Source organism: Salipiger sp. HF18, from assembly GCF_011806505.1.
Classification (GTDB): Bacteria; Pseudomonadota; Alphaproteobacteria; order Rhodobacterales; family Rhodobacteraceae; genus Salipiger; species Salipiger thiooxidans.
This window is the reverse complement of the sequence record NZ_JAATOS010000006.1, coordinates 12357-29281: the sequence shown is the minus strand read 5'-3', so window position 1 is coordinate 29281 and position 16925 is coordinate 12357. Positions and strand designations below refer to the sequence as shown.

Genomic DNA, 16925 nt, shown 5'->3' with positions numbered 1-16925 from the left:
AAGGGTCAGATCAGGAACTGCGACAGGACCTCGTCCTCGGTGATGTCGCGATAGGTGTAGCCGCGGGTGCCGAGCTCGGCGAAGAGCCGCCCGAAGTTCGCGGGGTCAGAGGTCTCGATCCCGATCAGCACCGAACCGAAGTTGCGCGCGGACTTCTTCAGATACTCGAACCGGGCAATGTCATCTTCGGGACCCAGCAGGTTGAGGAAATCCTTGAGCGCGCCGGGACGCTGCGGCAGCCGCAGGATGAAGTACTTCTTCACCCCCGAGTAGCGCTGCGCCCGTTCCTTGACCTCGGGCAGACGCTCGAAATCGAAGTTCCCGCCCGAAGTAACGCAGACCACGGTCCGGCCGCGGATCGACTGGCCGAGATCCTTGAGCGCATCGACCGCCAGCGCACCGGCTGGTTCGAGCACGATGCCCTCGACGTTCAGCATCTCGAGCATGGTGGTGCAGAGCCTGTCCTCGCTGATCGTCAGCGTGTTGGCGAGCCCCACGCCCTTGAGCCGCTCGAAGGTCCGCGCACCGATGCGCGCCACGGCGGCACCGTCGGCAAAGGTGTTGACTCCGGGCAGCGTCACCGGCTTGCCCGCCTCGAGCGCCGCCCGCAGGCAGGCCCCGCCCGACGGCTCGACGAAGGTGTATTGCGTGTCGTTGCCGAAGTAGCTCAGCATCCCGGCGCCAAGCCCGCCGCCGCCCACCGGGATCACCACGTGGTCGGGCGCACGGCCCAGCTGCGCCTCGATCTCGACCGCGACGCTGGCCTGCCCCTCGATCACGTCCTCGTCGTCGAAGGGCGACAGGAAATGCCCGCCCTTCTCGGCACAGAAGGCCTGCGCCGCGGCGAGCGTGTCGTCGAAATAATCGCCGGTCATCACGATCTCGACCGCGTCGCCGCCGAACATCCGGGTCTTCTGGATCTTCTGGTCGGGCGTGGTGACCGGCATGAAGATCACGCCCTTCTTGCCGAAGTGGCGGCACATGTAGGCCACGCCCTGCGCGTGGTTGCCGGCGCTGGCCGCGACGAAGAGATCGGCCTCGGGGCGCTTGCTCATGGCATTGAACGCGCCGCGCAGCTTGTAGCTGCGGACCGGGCTCAGATCCTCGCGCTTGAGCCAGATCTCGGCGCCGAAGCGCTCCGAGAGGTGCGCGTTGCGCAGCAGGGGAGTTTCGGGAAAAACCTCGCGCATGTGCTGGGCGGCTTGGCGGGCGTCATCGAGAAAGCGTGTCATCCGCCTGACCTTGCGCAATCCGCGCGCTTTGGCAAGCGCCTCAGTCGATCGAGCGGCCCTCGACGAAGTGGCCGTAGAGCGTCGTCAGCACCGAGATGCCGATCATCGTCACGAACCAATTCACCACGATGCCGTAAATCAGGCTCACCACGGTGCCGGTGCTGCCGTCGATCATCGCCGGAAGTTCGATCAGCAGCCGCGCGCCCATGACGATCAGCGCCAGCACGAGGATTGCCTTGTCGTCCTGGCCCGACGCCTGCCACGACTCGCGCAGGGTCAGCCGCTCGCCAAGCGCCGCCGCGGGCAGAATGAGCCCGATGCGGAAGAAGAGATAGCTCGCCAGCCCCACGAGACCGAAGACCACCACACCGACGAGACCCGGCACTGCGGTCGCGAGACCCAGCGCAAGGCCTGCGACCACCGCGATGCCGAGACCCAGAAGCAGGCCGATCATGATCGAGCGGCCGAGATAGCTCATGATGGCGGTGCCGTGCCAGTGCGGCAGGACTCCGCGCGGCTGTTCGCCGGTCAGCACGAAGCGGTGCCAGCCGACGGCGATCCACAGGCTCGCGATCAGCGCGAGGATCATCATGATGAGAAGCTCGAAGGACGCCGCGGGGCTCTGCATCGGCTCACCCGAGGCGGCCCCGATCTGCGGGCTGGCGTAGACGATGACCTGGTTCACCACCTGCACGAGGTAGAGCAGAAGCGACACCCGCAGCGCCGCTCCGAGGTTGTCCAGCACCATGCGCACCGAGTGAACGAAGATCTTCCAGCCCATCAAACCCAACCGCCCTTGCATCGACCAATCACGGCAGGGCTAGCACAGCAGGGCCCGCGGTCAACGGGCGATCCTTGAACCGGCGCCGAAAAGGCGGTATCCGCGCCCGAAGAATTCACGAGAGGGATACCGATGTCCGCGCCTAAGAAAGTCGTCCTGGCCTATTCCGGTGGCCTCGACACCTCGATCATCCTGAAATGGCTCCAGACCGAATACGGCTGCGAAGTGGTGACCTTCACCGCAGACCTCGGCCAGGGGGAAGAGCTGGAACCGGCACGCAAGAAGGCCGAGATGCTGGGTGTGTCGAAGGTCTATATCGAGGACCTCCGCGAGGAGTTCGTCCGCGACTTCGTGTTCCCGATGTTCCGGGCCAACGCGCTCTACGAGGGCCTGTACCTGCTCGGCACCTCGATCGCCCGTCCGCTGATCTCGAAGCGGCTGGTCGAGATCGCCGCTGCCGAGGGCGCCGACGCCGTGGCCCACGGTGCCACCGGCAAGGGCAACGACCAGGTGCGCTTCGAACTCGCCGCCTACGCGCTGAACCCCGATATCAAGGTGATCGCGCCGTGGCGTCTCTGGGACCTGACCTCGCGCACCCGCCTGCTCGAGTTCGCCGAGCAGAACCAGATCCCCGTCGCCAAGGACAAGCGCGGCGAGGCTCCCTTCTCGGTTGATGCAAACCTGCTTCACACGTCTTCCGAGGGTAAGGTTCTTGAAAACCCGGCCGAGGAAGCGCCCGATTACGTGCTGCAGCGCGTGGTTCCGGTCGAGCAGGCACCGAACGAGCCCGAGTTCATCGAGGTGAGCTTCGAGAAGGGGGACGCGGTTGCGATCAACGGCGAGGCGATGTCCCCCGCGACGATCCTCACCAAGCTCAACGAGTACGGCGGCAAGCACGGCATCGGCGTTCTGGACCTCGTCGAGAACCGCTTCGTCGGCATGAAATCCCGCGGAGTCTACGAGACCCCGGGCGGCACGCTGCTGCTCGAGGCGCACCGTGGCATCGAGCAGATCACGCTCGATTCCGGTGCCGGCCACCTCAAGGACTCGATCATGCCGCGCTACGCCGAGCTGATCTACAACGGCTTCTGGTTCTCGCCCGAGCGCGAGATGCTGCAGGCGCTGATCGACAAGAGCCAGGAGCACGTCACCGGCACCGTCCGTCTGAAGCTCTACAAGGGCTCGGCCCGGACCGTGGCGCGCTGGTCGGATCACTCGCTCTATTCCGAGGCCCACGTGACCTTCGAAGAGGATGCCGGCGCCTACAACCAGGAAGACGCGAAGGGCTTCATCCAGCTCAACGCGCTGCGCCTGAAGCTGCTCGCGGCCCGGAACCGTCGCCTGAAGGGCTGATTTCCCGGTCGTCGCGTCGGGGTGCGCCCCTTCGCACGAGCTCGCACCAGCTTGACCCCGCCGAAGGCGTCTTCGGCGGGGTTTCCTTTTGCCGGAAGACATCACGGGCGCTTTGACCGCAGCATCGATCTGCGGGACACTCCCTGCGTGGGAGGAGAGTGTCATGGCCGGGCTTCAGGAATTAGTCGACGCGCAGGACAAGCATTGGCCGCAGATCCTTGGCGAGTTGCGGGACGGGCGAAAGGCGACGCACTGGATCTGGTACGTGTTCCCGCAGCTCGCCACGCTCGGCCGTTCCGCCATGGCGCGGCATTTCGGGCTGTCCGGGATCGAAGAGGCCGGGACGTATCTGGCGCACCCGGTGCTCGGGCCGCGGCTGGTCACCTGTGCAGAGCTGTTGTTGCAGCATCCGGAGCGCACGCCGGAACAGATCCTCGGCACGGTCGATGCCCTGAAGGTGCGGTCCTGCATGACGCTGTTCGAGGCCGCGACGGATGCGCCGGGAGTGTTCGGCGAGGTGCTGGAAAGGCTCTATTCCGGCTCAAGATGCCCGGAAACGCTGCAGCAGATCGGCTGAAACGCCGCCCCTGCTGACAGGCAGGAGCGGCGCGGGATCCGTCCGGGGTTGGAGGCCGGACCCCGATACTCGTTACGTGACCACGTCACTCGTGACCAAACAGTCTTCGGCCCCGTGGTCACGACCCGCACCGGGCGCACGTCGCCCGGACACCTGGCCGCGACAACAGTCACGCAGGCGCGGCACGCAAAGTTTCAGAAAAACTCGGAAAATCAGATCAGGCCGTGCGCCCGCATCTTCTCGTAGTGCGGCATGGCCTCACGGGCGAGATCTGCCGCGGCGCCGTCGAGGTCTGGCAAGGGGCCCTCGGGTCCGGCGAAGCCCGTCGAGCGATGCACCGAGGCGTACCAGTGCGGCGCCCAGACCCCGTCCTGGGCATGGCCACCGGCGGGCCACGCCAGCATCGCCGGGTCGAACGACAGGCCGATGGCGTCACAGAGCGCGCGAAGCTTGCCCTCGGGGTCGGTGCGGATGTCGGCGCTGTCGATGACGTAGGGCGTGAGGCCGAGCGACACCACGTGATCGTAAAGCTCGGACTGCGCCGCGAAGCCGATGTCGGCGGCAGTGGGGTTCTCGTAGCCCTTGGAGAAGCTCGCGACCACGCGCGCGGGGTGGCGGAGCAGGAAGACGTTCACGCAGTCGGCCATGAAATCGCGCGGCACACCGGGGATCATGTGCTGGCACATGTGCTTGTGATAGGCATGCGGCCTCCCGTCCGGGATCGGGCCGATGAGGCTCTGTTGAACCTCGTCTGCGCTTTCCGGGCGGCTCGCCATGATCTCGTCGGCCATCGGATGGGCAAGGCCCGTGAGGCGCAGGTAGGGTCCGTAGAAGGGCTCGTCGACGACGTGGACATCGGCGCGGTTGCCGAAGGAATACATCATCGCGGTCGACAGGTTCCGCGGCCCCGACCACATGGCAATTCTCATGACCTCAGCGCTCCTGTTCCTGCGTCGCCCGCGCAGGCTAGGACTGTTTCACGTGAGACGAAAGACCCGTCACGGCCGCTCACCATGCGGTGAGATCCGGTTGCAGCAGTTGATCGGAACTCGTCGCTCCCGCAGCCTTGTGGAAAAGGGAGGTCACCATGGTCCGCAACATCGTCCTTGCCGTCGCCATCCTGCTTGGCATCGCGGCGCAATCCCACCGCGCCAGCGCCGGAGAAAGGCAGCAGATCGTCGTCGCCGGCGGCTGCTTCTGGTGCGTCGAGGCGGATTTCGAGAAGGTTCCCGGCGTGATCGAGGCCGTCTCGGGCTATACCGGCGGCAAGAGCTCCAACCCCACATACAAGGAGGTGAGCCGCGGCGGCACTGGCCATTACGAGGCCGTCCGGATCAGCTACGACAGCGCCAGGGTGTCCCGGGACCAGCTCTTCGCGATGTTCTTCCGCTCGGTCGATCCGACGGACGCGGGCGGGCAGTTCTGTGACCGGGGAAACAGCTATCGCACGGCAATTTTCGTCTCTAACGCCGCCGAAAAGGCCGCTGCAGAAAAGGCCAAGGCAGAGGCGCAATCGGCGCTCGGGCGGAACATCGTGACGCCGATCCTGCAGGCCGGACGGTTCTGGGACGCCGAGGCCTATCACCAGGACTACTACAAGGGGAGCAACATCGTGCTCACCCGCTTCGGGCCGATCCAGCAGGCCAAGGCCTACAAGAAATACCGCGATGGCTGCGGGCGCGACCAGCGTGTGCGCCAGCTCTGGGGCAGCGCCGCGCCCTTTGCCGGCGGCTGACCTGCGCGAAGGCGATCAGCCGAAGCGGGTCGCCTGCACGTCCTTGAGATCGGGAATCACGTCGGCGGTGCCGTGCCGCGTGACCATAAGCGCCGCGGCCCGTGCCGCGAGTTCGACAGACTGGCGCAGGGGAAGGCCCCGATCCAGCCCGGCGACGAGGTAGCCGGTGAAGGTGTCCCCTGCCCCGGTGGTGTCCACCGCCTCGACCTTGGGGGCGGCGAAATGCTCAGGCTCCCAGCCGTTTTCGGCACGATGGATGCGACCGCCGCTGCCGCCCTCTGTGACGATCACCGTCTCGACGCCGATCGCTGCGAGGTCCTGCCCGCTGGCGGCGCGCAGCTGCTCCATCTCGACCGCGTTCAGCACCATGAGATCGGCATGGCTCATCACGCCGCGCGCGGCCTCGGCGTCGAAGGGCGCGGCGGCGTAGGCCACCTTGAGCCCGAGATCGCGCGCCATCGTGACCGCCTCGCGCTGCAACAGGGTTTCGTTCTGCAGAAGCAGGTAGTCGCCGGTGTCCGCCTCGGACAGCGCCTGACCCATCAGGTCCTCGGAGATCAGGTGATTTGCGCCGGGATGCAAGACGATGGAATTCTCGCCCGCCCGATCGACGAGGATGATGGCGTGGCCCGTGGGCCCATCGACCGTGGTGATCAGCCGGGTGTCGATACCGTATTCCATCATCCGCTCGACCGCCCAGGCCCCGTCTTCGCCGACGGCGCCCAGATGCACCACCCGCGCCGCGGCGCGGGCAGCGGCGACGGACATGTTGGCGCCCTTGCCGCCCAGGCCCCGCGTCAGCGAGAGGGCGGCAAGCGTTTCTCCGGGTAGGGGAAGGTGCGGCACCGCATAGACGATGTCGATGTTGATGGATCCGAGATTCCAGATCGTCATGTTTTCTGTCCCCTTAACTCGCGACGTGACGCGTTCAGCCCACCTTGCAGGCCGCGAGCACCGCCATGTTCAGGATGTCATTCGCCGTCATGTTCGTCGAGCAGATCTGGATCGACTGGTCGATCCCCGCGAGGATCGGGCCGATCACCGTGGCACCTGCCATCTCCTGCATCAGCTTGACCGAGATCGAGGCCGAGTGCCGGGCCGGAACGACGAGGATGTTTGCCGGGCCGGTGAGACGCTGGAACGGGTAGGCCTCCTGCGCCTTGGCGTTGAGCGCCACATCGACGGTCATCTCGCCCTCGTACTCGAAATCGACGCCGCGCTCGTCCAGCACCTGCGGCGCCATGTGCATCTTCTGCGCCCGCTCCGAGACCGGGTAGCCGAAGGTCGAGAACGAAACGAAGGCGACGCGGGGCTCCATGCCCAGATGCCGCGCCACGCCGGCGGCGCGCTCGGCGATGGTGGCGAGATCGTGGGACTCGGGCCACTCGTGCACCAGCGTATCCGAGATCAGCACGATCCGCCCCTTGAGCAGCAGCGCCGTCACGCCCACCGCGCCGTGCTGGGCGTCAGCGTCGAAGACTGTGTTGATGCGCTCGAGCACATGCGCCGACTTGCGGGTCGCACCGGTCACCAGACCCTCGGCATGGCCATGCGCCAGCATCAGCGAGGCAAAGACGTGGCGGTCGCGGGCGGCGAGACGGTGGATGTCCTTGAGATCCCGTCCCCGGCGTTGCAGCCGCTTGTAGAGGAAGTCCTTGTAGGTCTCGAGATGCGGTGTGTTGCCCGCGTTCACCACCTCGAGCTCGCGCACCGCGTCGCCGAGACCGGCTTCCTCGAGCTTCTTGCGCACGTCATCTTCACGGCCGACGACCAGCGCTTTTCCGAGCCCGTTGCGCTGGTACATGACCGCGGCGCGCAGCACGCGCGGGTCGTCGCCCTCGGCGAAGATCATCCGGGCCTGCGCCTGGCGCGCGCGGTTGTTGATGCTGCGGAGGATCGGCGCGGTCGAGTCCATGCGGCCCCGAAGCGTCTCTTCATAGGCCTCCATGTCGATGATCGGCCGCCGCGCCGCGCCGGTGTCCATGCCCGCCTTCGCCACCGCGGGCGGAATGCGGTGGATGAGGCGCGGATCGAAGGGCGTCGGGATGATGTAGTCGCGCCCGAAGGCCAGCTGCTTGCCATAGGCCAGCCCGACCTCGTCCGGCACATCCTCGCGCGCGATGGCCGCCAGCGCCTCGGCACAGGCGATCTTCATCTCGTCGTTGATGGCGCGGGCGTGGATGTCGAGCGCGCCGCGGAACAGGTAGGGGAAGCCGAGAACGTTGTTCACCTGGTTCGGATAGTCGCTGCGTCCGGTGGCGACGATGGCGTCGGGACGCACCTCGTGGGCCTCTTCCGGGGTGATCTCGGGGTCGGGGTTCGCCATGGCGAAGATCACCGGGTTCTCGGCCATGCTGCGGACCATGTCCTGCGTCACCGCGCCCTTGGCCGAGACGCCGAGGAAGACGTCGGCGTCCTTCATGGCATCCTCGAGCGTGCGCGCGTCGGTCACCGCCGCGTGCGCCGATTTCCACTGGTTCATACCCTCGGTGCGGCCCTGGTAGATCACGCCCTTGGTATCGCACATGATGCAGTTGTCGTGCTTCGCACCCATCGCCTTGATCAGCTCGAGGCAGGCGATGCCCGCCGCACCGGCGCCGTTCAGCACGATCTTGACGTCCTCGATCTTCTTGCCGCTCAGGTGCAGCGCGTTGATCAGGCCCGCCGCACAGATCACCGCGGTGCCGTGCTGGTCGTCGTGGAACACCGGGATGTCGCACTCTTCCTTGAGGCGCTGCTCGATGATGAAACACTCGGGCGCCTTGATGTCCTCGAGGTTGATGCCGCCGAAGGTCGGCGCCATCAGCCGCACCGCCTTGATGAATTCCTCGGGGTCCTCGGTGTCGAGCTCGATGTCGATCGAGTTGACGTCGGCGAAGCGCTTGAAGAGCACCGACTTGCCCTCCATCACCGGCTTCGAGCCGAGCGCTCCAAGGTTGCCGAGACCGAGCACCGCGGTGCCGTTCGAGATCACCGCGACGAGGTTACCCTTGTTGGTGTAATCATAGGCCAGCTCGGGGTTGGCGGCGATGTCCTCGCAGGGGATCGCGACGCCGGGAGAGTAGGCGAGGCTCAGATCGCGTTGCGTCGTCATGGGGACGGTGGCCTGCACCTCCCACTTGCCTGGGGTTGGTTCGAGATGGAAGGCGAGCGCCTCTTCCCGGGTGAACTTGATCTTGGCCATGACTTCCTCTCCAACGCTTGGGCGTCGTAGCTCTTAGCGCAGGGTAAACCTTCGCTCAACAGCGCCGTTTTCGCCTTTCGCGCAGGGAGGGGGCTTTGTTATGTCTGGCCCGAACCGACAGGCGGGGGACGGAATGACGGCAGTCACGCCGATGATGGCGCAATATCTGGAGATCAAGGCAGAGTATCCCGACGCCCTGCTGTTCTACCGGATGGGCGATTTCTACGAACTTTTCTTCGACGACGCGGCGGCGGCGGCAGAAGCACTGGACATCGCGCTCACCAAGCGCGGCAAGCACGCGGGCGACGACATCCCCATGTGCGGCGTGCCGGTACATGCGGCCGAGGGCTATCTCCTGACGCTGATCCGCAAGGGGTTCCGCGTCGCCGTCTGCGAGCAGATGGAAAGCCCGGCCGAGGCCAAGAAGCGCGGCGCCAAGTCCGTCGTACGGCGCGAAGTGGTGCGGCTGGTGACCCCAGGGACGCTGACCGAAGAGTCGCTGCTCGAGGCGCGCCGGCACAATTTCCTGGTCGCTTTGGGCAGGGTCAGAGACGACTGGGCCCTGGCATGGGCCGACATCTCGACCGGCGCGTTCCACGTGATGCCGCTGGCACAGGCCCGCATCGGTGCCGAGCTGGCGCGGCTTGCGCCCTCCGAGCTGCTCGTCTCGGACACGGTCGACGGGGAACTGCGGCCGGTGCTGGGCGATCTCGGGATCTACCCCACGGTGCTGGGCCGCGCCTCCTTCGATTCCAGCGGCGCCGAGACACGGCTCTGCACGCTCTACGGGGTGCAGACGCTGGCAGGCTTCGGAAGCTTCAGCCGCGCCGAGCTCGCGGCGATGGGCGCGCTGGTCGACTACCTCGACATCACCCAGAAGGGTCGGCTACCACTCTTGCGCGCCCCGCAGCGCGACGCGATCTCGCGGCTGCTGCAGATCGACGCGGCGACCCGGCGCAATCTGGAACTGACCCATTCCATGAACGGCGGCCGTCAGGGCTCGCTGCTCTCGGTGATCGACCGCACGGTGACGCCAGGCGGCGCGCGGCTGCTCGAACGGCGCGTCTCATCCCCTGCCCGCGACCTCGCGGTGATCGGCCGCAGGCTCGAGGCCATCGACTGGGCCATGGACAGCGCACTCGGCGCCGCCCTGCGCGACAAGCTGCGCAAAGTCCCCGACCTCGACCGTGCGCTGTCCCGGCTCGGACTCGACCGCGGCGGCCCGCGCGACCTCGCCTCTGTCCGCAATGCGCTGGAACAGGCCGAGGAGATCGCGCTGGCCCTTGGCGAGGCCGACCTGCCCGACATGCTGGCCGAGGCCCGCACCGCGCTGCACGGCCATGACGACCTGCTGGCCCTGCTCGACGCCGCGCTGATCGCCGAGCCGCCGCTACTGGCGCGGGACGGCGGTTTCATCGCACCCGGCTACGACGAGGGCCTCGACGAGGCCCGAAAGCTGCGCGATGAGGGCCGTAGCGTGGTCGCGGCGATGCAGGCGCAATACGCGGAACAGGCCGGGGTGAGCTCGCTGAAGATCAAGCACAACAACGTGCTGGGCTACTTCATCGAGACCACCGCGACCCACGCCGAGAAGATGATGTCGGCGCCACTCAACGAGACCTTCATCCACCGCCAGACCACCGCAAACCAGGTGCGCTTCACCACCGTCGAGCTGACCGAGCTCGAGACCCGCATCCTGAATGCCGGGAACGAGGCGCTCGAGATCGAAAAGCGGCTCTATTCCAGCCTGAGAGAGGCCATTCTCGCGCAGGCGGCGCAGCTCTCCGAGACCGGCCTGGCGCTGTCGGAGTTCGACCTGGCGCTTGGTCTGGCCGATCTCGCCCGCGCGCAGGACTGGTGCCGCCCGCAGGTGGACGAGAGCCGCGCCTTCGACATCCTGGGCGGCCGCCACCCGGTGGTCGAGCGCGCGTTGCAGGCCCAGGGAGCCGGGCCCTTCATCGCCAACGACTGCGGCCTCACCGCCGAGGGCGAGGCCGCGTCGGTCACCCTGCTCACGGGTCCCAACATGGCCGGTAAGTCGACCTTCCTGCGCCAGAACGCGCTGATCGCGCTGCTGGCCCAGATGGGCTCCTACGTCCCGGCGAAACGCGCCCATGTGGGTCTGATCAGCCAGATCTTCAGCCGCGTCGGCGCTTCGGACGACCTCGCCCGCGGGCGTTCGACCTTCATGGTCGAGATGGTCGAGACCGCCGCCATCCTCAACCAGGCCGACGACCGGGCGCTGGTGATCCTCGACGAGATCGGTCGCGGCACCGCGACCTACGACGGGCTCTCCATCGCCTGGGCGACGCTCGAACACCTGCACGGGGTCAACCGGGTGCGCGGCCTCTTCGCCACGCACTACCACGAGCTCACGGTGCTCGCCGGCAAACTCGAGGGCGTGAAGAACGCCACCGTCGCGGTCAAGGAATGGGACGGCGAGGTCATCTTCCTGCACGAGGTGCGCGACGGCGCCGCCGACCGCTCCTACGGGGTGCAGGTGGCGCAACTCGCAGGCCTGCCCAAGGCCGTGACCGACCGCGCCCGCACCATCCTCGACGCGCTGGAACAGGGCGAACGAGAGCGCGCCGCCCCCAAAGCGCTCATCGACGACCTGCCACTCTTCTCGGCCGCCGCCGTCGCACCGCCGGCCCCGAAACCCGCCGCCGGCCCCTCGCCCGTCGAGGAACGGCTGGCGAGCATCCTGCCCGACGACATGTCCCCTCGCGAGGCGCTTCAGGCTCTCTACGAGCTCAAGACGCTGCTGACGGAATAGCAAGAGGGCGGCCCCACCTCGGGACCGCCCTCTTCCGATCTTCATCTTGCCAGGTAAACTCCGTGGGTGAGGCGCGAAACGTGCCGAGGGGGCAGCGCCCCCCTCTCTTCCCCGAATCTTCAGCTTGCGGGCATCGAGCTCACACCGACCTGAGCCGGACGCAGCAGGCGGTCGTAAAGCATGAAGCCCTCGGCCGAGACCTGGATGATCTCGCCGGCACGGGTGCCAGGCACCGGCGCCTCGAACATCGCCTCGTGCTGCTGCGGGTCGAACTTGTCGCCGACCTCGGGCTTGATGGCTGTCATGCCGTGCTTCGAGAACACGTTGAGAAGCTCGCGCAGCGTCAGCTCGACGCCTTCGATCAGCGCATCGCCAGCCTTCTCCTCGCGCGCCACGCTCAGCGCCCGCTGCATGTTGTCGTAGACCGGCAGCAGGTCACGCGCGAGCCGCGTGCCGCCATACTGCTGCGCTTCGCGGCGATCCTTGTCGGCCCGCTTGCGGGCGTTCTCGGCATCCGCCAGCGCCCGCATGAAGCGGTCCTTGAACTGGTCGCGCTCGGCGCGCAGGGCGTCGAGCTCTGCCTCTGCGCTGTCGATCTCTTCGGCGTCATCCGCCATGGCCTCCGCCTCGGCGGCTTCGATATCGTCGAGAAACTCGTCGTCTTTCGGGTCTGCCATTCTTCACCTCTAGCTCCGTTCGGCAATCAGCTTGCCGACCAGCTGCGCCGTGTAGTCCACGATTGGGACGATCCGGCCGTAGTTTAGACGCGTGGGCCCAATCACACCCACCGCGCCGATGATCTTTCGATCCGCGTTCATATATGGAGAGACCACCAGAGAGGAACCCGAAAGTGAGAAAAGTTTGTTCTCCGAACCGATAAAAATGCGCACACCGTCGCCCGCTTCGGCCAGCTCCAGAAATTCGGCAATGTCCCGCTTGCGCTCGAGGTCGTCGAAGAGCGTGCGAATGCGACCGAGCTCATCGGTCTCGGCCTCGGTGCCCAGAAGATTCGCCCTGCCGCGCACGATGAGACGCGCCGAAGTGTCGCCCTGCCCCTCCCAGCTCGCCAGCCCGGCCTCGATCAGATCCGCCGCAAGCGTGTCGATTTCCTGCCGGCGCCGGGCGATCTCGTCGGCCATGATGCGGCGCAGTTCGGCCAGCGTACGCCCCCCGATCAATGCATTCAGGAAATTCGCCGCCTCGCGCATCGAGCTCGGGGTCTGACCCGGCGGCGGCGTGAAGAGACGGTTCTCGACGTGGCCGTCCCCGAAGACCAGCACCACCAGCGCGCGGTCGTGGCCGAGGCTCACGAACTCGATGTGCTTGATCGGCGCCTCGTGCTTCGGCGTCAGCACCAGAGACGCGCCATGGGTCACGCCCGAGAGCGCCGCCCCCACACGGTCAAGCACGCCGCCCACGTCATCGGCCCCGCTGCCGAGCGTCGCATCCAGCTTCTCGCGGTCGGTATGGTCGAGATCGCGCACCTCGAGCAGCCCGTCGACGAACATCCGCAGCCCAAGCTGGGTGGGAATCCGTCCCGCGCTCACATGCGGGCTGTCGAGAAGCCCGAGGAACTCGAGATCCTGCATCACGTTGCGGATGGTCGCAGCGGAGACCTTTTCGCTGAGCGACCGGGTAAGCGTGCGCGACCCGACCGGGTCGCCGAATTCGAGGTAACTTTCGACAACCTTGCGAAAGACCTCGCGCGAGCGGTCGTTCATCTCGTCGAGCAGTCTGCTGCCTTCTTTCATTCGTCGCCTCTCCGCGTCCTGCGGTCATAAAACGGTGGCTCCATGGCGCCGTCAATCGGGGTTGCGGGGATTGCGAGGCACCATTATCCCGGACGCAACCGAGAAAGGGGCGCCGATGAGACCGTCAGGACGACATTTAAGCGAAATGCGCACCGTTTCAATCGAGACGGGGATCACGAAACATGCAGAGGGCTCGTGCCTGATCAAGGTGGGCGACACCCAGGTCATCTGCACCGCCTCGCTTGAAGAGCGTGTGCCGCCCTTCATCAAGGGGTCGGGTCTGGGCTGGGTCACCGCGGAATACGGCATGCTGCCGCGCTCCACCGGCTCGCGCATGCGCCGTGAGGCGACCTCGGGCAAGCAGGGTGGACGCACCGTCGAGATCCAGCGCCTGATCGGCCGCTCGCTGCGCGCAGGTGTCGACCGCGTGGCACTCGGCGAACGCCAGATCACCATCGACTGCGACGTGATCCAGGCCGATGGCGGCACCCGCTGTGCCTCGATCACCGGCGGCTGGGTCGCGCTGCGGCTCGCGGTCAGCAAGCTGATGAAGGCCGGCGACGTGAAGACCGATCCGCTGGTCTCGCCGGTCGCGGCTGTGAGCTGCGGCATCTATGCGGGCCAGCCCATCCTCGACCTCGACTACCCCGAGGACAGCGAAGCCGGCGTCGACGGCAACTTCATCCTGCGCGGCGACGGCCAGCTCATCGAAGTGCAGATGTCGGCCGAGGGCGCGACCTTCTCGCGGGCGCAGATGAGCGAGCTCATGGACCTCGCTGAAAAGGGCGTGGCGCAGCTTGTCGAGGCACAGAAGGCCGCAGTGGCATGATCCGCAAGTTCGAGGGCGACCGGCTTCTGGTCGCCACCCACAACCAGGGCAAGCTCGACGAGATCACCGATCTGCTCAAGCCCTTCGGCGTGAGCGTGGTCGGCAATGCCGAGCTGGGTCTGCCGGAGCCGGAAGAAACCGGCACCACCTTTGTCGAGAACGCCCGCATCAAGGCGCATGCGGCGGCACAGGCGACCGGTCTCCCTGCCCTGTCCGACGACAGCGGCATCGCGATCGACGCGCTTGGCGGCGCGCCCGGTGTCTACACCGCCGATTGGGCCGAAACCGGCAATGGCCGCGACTTCGTCATTGCGATGACCCGTGCGCATGACGAGATTCTGGCCTCGGGCGCGGCGCAGCCCTGGACCGCGCGCTTCTGCTGCACGCTGGTGCTCGCCTGGCCCGACGGCCATGACGAGGTTTTCCCGGGCGTCATGGAGGGCCAGGTGGTCTGGCCGATGCGCGGCGATCAGGGGCACGGCTACGACCCGGTGTTCCAGCCGCAGGGCTACGACATCACCTTCGGCGAGATGGACCGCTGGGAGAAGAACCGGATCAGCCACCGCGCGGACGCGTTCGCCAAGTTCGTGAAGGGCTGTTTTGCCTGAGACCTGGCGCGACGGAGGCTTCGGCCTCTATGTGCACTGGCCCTTCTGTGAGGCCAAGTGTCCCTATTGCGATTTCAACAGCCACGTCACGGCCCATGTGGATCAAGCCCGCTGGGCCGAGGCTCTGGTGCGCGAGCTCGCACGCTACGGCGCGCTCACCGAAGGACGGATGCTGCGCTCGATCTATTTCGGGGGCGGCACACCGTCTCTGATGCAGCCTGAAACCGTCGGCGCGGTGCTGCGCGCCTCACGCGATCACTGGGCCTGGGCCAACGACATCGAAATCACGCTCGAGGCCAATCCGCGCTCCGTCGAGATCCGCAAGTTCGAGGGGTTTGCCGGCGTCGGCGTGAATCGCGTGTCGCTTGGCGTGCAGGCCCTGCGGGCCGACGATCTCCGCCGGCTCGGCCGGTTGCACGGGGTCGATGAGGCTCTGTCTGCGCTCGATATCGCGCGTTCGACGTTCTCGCGGGTCAGTTTCGACCTGATCTACGGCCGGCAGGGTCAGTCGCTGGCCGCCTGGGAGACCGAACTGCGCGAGGCGCTGGACCTCGCCGGGGATCACCTGTCGCTTTACCAGCTGACCATCGAGGAAGGCACCGCCTTCTGGGAGCGTGCACAGGCGGGCGGGTTGAAGGGTTTGCCGGATGAGGATCTGGGCGCGGACATGTATCTTGCGACGCAGGAAATCTGCGGTGCCGCCGGGTTCGAGGCCTATGAAGTCTCTAACCATGCCCAACCGGGCGCGATGTCGCGCCACAACCTCGTCTATTGGCGCGGTGGCGACTACGTCGGGATCGGTCCGGGCGCGCATGGCCGGGTGACGCTGAACGGTGTCCGTCATGCGAGCGTCGCGCGGAGACTTCCGGGTCCGTGGATCGCGGCTGCCGAAGCTGGGAGCGGCGATGAGAGCCTCTTGCCTCTGACTGGTGGAGATGTATGGGCAGAATACATCATGATGGGGATGAGGCTGTCCGAGGGCCTAGATCTGGATCGCGCCCGCGAGATCGGCGGGACCCGTTTCGAGGAGATGCCGCTCGAGAAGTTTCAGGATCTGGGGCTCATCTGGCGCGATGCCACACGATTTGGTGCCACGCTTCAAGGACGCATGGTGCTGAACTCTTTGACGTCCGAACTGCTCTGATTTTTCGCTGCTGCTGGGCGCGGGGTCACCCCCGCGCCAAAGATGCGATCAGCGCGCGGCGCTGAGGATCATGCAGAGCGCGTCGAGCTGCTCGAAATTGTTGTAGGAAATCGTCAGCGTGCCGGATTCTGCCCCGGGCTTGTTCGAGATGCTGACCTTCATGCCGACCGCGGCCGAGAGATCGCCCTCGAGCGCGCGCGTATCCGCATCCTTCTCCATCGGGTAGGATGAAGGATCCGGACGTTGCCGCGGCGGCTGGCTTTCGGCACGCAACAGAGCCTCAGCCTGCCGAACCGAGAGCTTCTTATCCATGATTTGGTGCGCCATGGTCTCTGGATCGCGGGCCGTGACCAGCGTACGGGCATGGCCGGCGCTGAGTTCGCCGTTCCGCACATGCTCCTGCACGCCTTCGGGAAGGTTCAGAAGCCGGAGAAGGTTGGCTATGTGGCTCCGGCTCTTTCCAAGCGCCTCGGCGATCTTCTCCTGCGTGTGGCCGAAGCGAAACATCAGCTGCTTGTAGCCCGCCGCCTCTTCGATGGCGTTCAGGTCAGCGCGCTGGATGTTTTCGATGATCGCGATTTCCAGCGTTTCCTGATCGTCCAGATCGCGGACAAGCACCGGAACTTCATGGAGCTGAGCGAGCTGCGCGGCGCGCCAGCGGCGTTCGCCAGCGACGATCTCGAACTGGCCTTCGGAGCCGGGCGCGGGACGGACGATAATCGGCTGCAGAATACCCTTGGCGCGGATCGACTCGGAAAGCTCGCGCAGGTGGTCTTCGGTGAAGGTGCGACGCGGCTGGTCCTTGTTCGGAACGATCGACTCGATCGGAACGAGACGATCCGGCGACCTCGGCGTCGTCTGGTCAACTTCCTGCGCCGGTACGAGATCGACGTCCGACATCAGCGCGGAGAGTCCGCGTCCGAGGCCCCGGCGTTGTTCCTTCTTGTCTGCCATA

The 16925-nt window shown here is 66.4% G+C and carries 15 protein-coding genes; 7 read left to right on the top strand and 8 right to left on the bottom strand.

Going from position 1 to position 16925, the window contains the following annotated elements; all coding sequences use genetic code 11:
• Window positions 1-5 precede the first annotated feature (5 nt).
• Complete coding sequence (gene ilvA / locus HC022_RS01875) at window positions 6-1232, bottom strand: threonine ammonia-lyase IlvA (protein ID WP_167451119.1); 1227 nt, start codon at window positions 1230-1232, stop codon at window positions 6-8.
• 40 nt (window positions 1233-1272) lie between these two features.
• On the bottom strand, window positions 1273-2013 hold the full coding sequence (locus HC022_RS01870) for a hypothetical protein (protein WP_008886817.1): 741 nt from the start codon (window positions 2011-2013) through the stop codon (window positions 1273-1275).
• Window positions 2014-2145: 132 nt separating this feature from the next.
• On the opposite strand from HC022_RS01870, the gene HC022_RS01865 reads away from it, so the two are divergent.
• Complete coding sequence (locus tag HC022_RS01865) at window positions 2146-3366, top strand: argininosuccinate synthase (protein ID WP_089956311.1); 1221 nt, start codon at window positions 2146-2148, stop codon at window positions 3364-3366.
• A 163-nt stretch (window positions 3367-3529) separates the two neighbouring features.
• On the top strand, window positions 3530-3943 hold the full coding sequence (locus HC022_RS01860; RefSeq protein WP_167451118.1) for a DUF1810 domain-containing protein: 414 nt from the start codon (window positions 3530-3532) through the stop codon (window positions 3941-3943).
• Window positions 3944-4155: 212 nt separating this feature from the next.
• Here HC022_RS01860 and HC022_RS01855 read toward each other — a convergent pair whose 3' ends face one another.
• Complete coding sequence (locus HC022_RS01855) at window positions 4156-4872, bottom strand: sulfotransferase family protein (protein WP_089956318.1); 717 nt, start codon at window positions 4870-4872, stop codon at window positions 4156-4158.
• 158 nt (window positions 4873-5030) lie between these two features.
• On the opposite strand from HC022_RS01855, the gene msrA reads away from it, so the two are divergent.
• Complete coding sequence (msrA, locus tag HC022_RS01850; RefSeq protein ID WP_167451117.1) at window positions 5031-5678, top strand: peptide-methionine (S)-S-oxide reductase MsrA; 648 nt, start codon at window positions 5031-5033, stop codon at window positions 5676-5678.
• 15 nt (window positions 5679-5693) lie between these two features.
• Here msrA and HC022_RS01845 read toward each other — a convergent pair whose 3' ends face one another.
• Both HC022_RS01845 and HC022_RS01840 read right to left on the bottom strand, forming a co-directional pair.
• A complete protein-coding gene (locus HC022_RS01845; protein WP_167451116.1) occupies window positions 5694-6572 on the bottom strand; it encodes a ribokinase in 879 nt (292 codons plus the stop codon).
• Between the two features lie 34 nt (window positions 6573-6606).
• Complete coding sequence (locus HC022_RS01840) at window positions 6607-8862, bottom strand: NADP-dependent malic enzyme (protein ID WP_167451115.1); 2256 nt, start codon at window positions 8860-8862, stop codon at window positions 6607-6609.
• Window positions 8863-8995: 133 nt separating this feature from the next.
• Here HC022_RS01840 and mutS point away from each other — a divergent pair, with 133 nt between their 5' ends.
• The gene (gene mutS, locus HC022_RS01835) at window positions 8996-11638 is read left to right on the top strand and encodes a DNA mismatch repair protein MutS (protein WP_167451114.1); all 2643 of its coding nucleotides are present in this window, start codon (window positions 8996-8998) and stop codon (window positions 11636-11638) included.
• 119 nt (window positions 11639-11757) lie between these two features.
• Here mutS and HC022_RS01830 read toward each other — a convergent pair whose 3' ends face one another.
• Both HC022_RS01830 and hrcA read right to left on the bottom strand, forming a co-directional pair.
• Window positions 11758-12315 (bottom strand): nucleotide exchange factor GrpE, encoded by a 558-nt coding sequence (locus HC022_RS01830; RefSeq protein ID WP_089956333.1) that lies wholly within the window; start codon window positions 12313-12315, stop codon window positions 11758-11760.
• Window positions 12316-12324: 9 nt separating this feature from the next.
• The gene (hrcA, locus tag HC022_RS01825) at window positions 12325-13389 is read right to left on the bottom strand and encodes a heat-inducible transcriptional repressor HrcA (protein ID WP_008886507.1); all 1065 of its coding nucleotides are present in this window, start codon (window positions 13387-13389) and stop codon (window positions 12325-12327) included.
• A 115-nt stretch (window positions 13390-13504) separates the two neighbouring features.
• Between hrcA and rph the strand changes: the two genes are divergently transcribed.
• From rph to hemW, 3 genes are read left to right on the top strand one after another with little or no spacing between them, the layout of a single operon-like run.
• Window positions 13505-14218, top strand: coding sequence for a ribonuclease PH (gene rph / locus HC022_RS01820; RefSeq protein ID WP_167451113.1), 714 nt, complete (start codon window positions 13505-13507; stop codon window positions 14216-14218).
• Entirely contained in the window at window positions 14215-14826 is a 612-nt protein-coding gene (rdgB, locus tag HC022_RS01815; protein WP_167451112.1) for an RdgB/HAM1 family non-canonical purine NTP pyrophosphatase, read from the top strand. The genes rph and rdgB overlap by 4 nt, the downstream gene beginning before the upstream one ends.
• Window positions 14819-15970: a radical SAM family heme chaperone HemW gene (gene hemW / locus HC022_RS01810; protein WP_167451111.1), complete on the top strand. Its 1152-nt coding sequence runs from the start codon at window positions 14819-14821 to the stop codon at window positions 15968-15970. The genes rdgB and hemW overlap by 8 nt, the downstream gene beginning before the upstream one ends.
• A gap of 48 nt (window positions 15971-16018) precedes the next feature.
• On the opposite strand, the gene HC022_RS01805 is transcribed toward hemW, so the two are convergent.
• Entirely contained in the window at window positions 16019-16924 is a 906-nt protein-coding gene (locus tag HC022_RS01805) for a ParB/RepB/Spo0J family partition protein (protein WP_167451110.1), read from the bottom strand.
• Window position 16925: the final 1 nt, after the last annotated feature.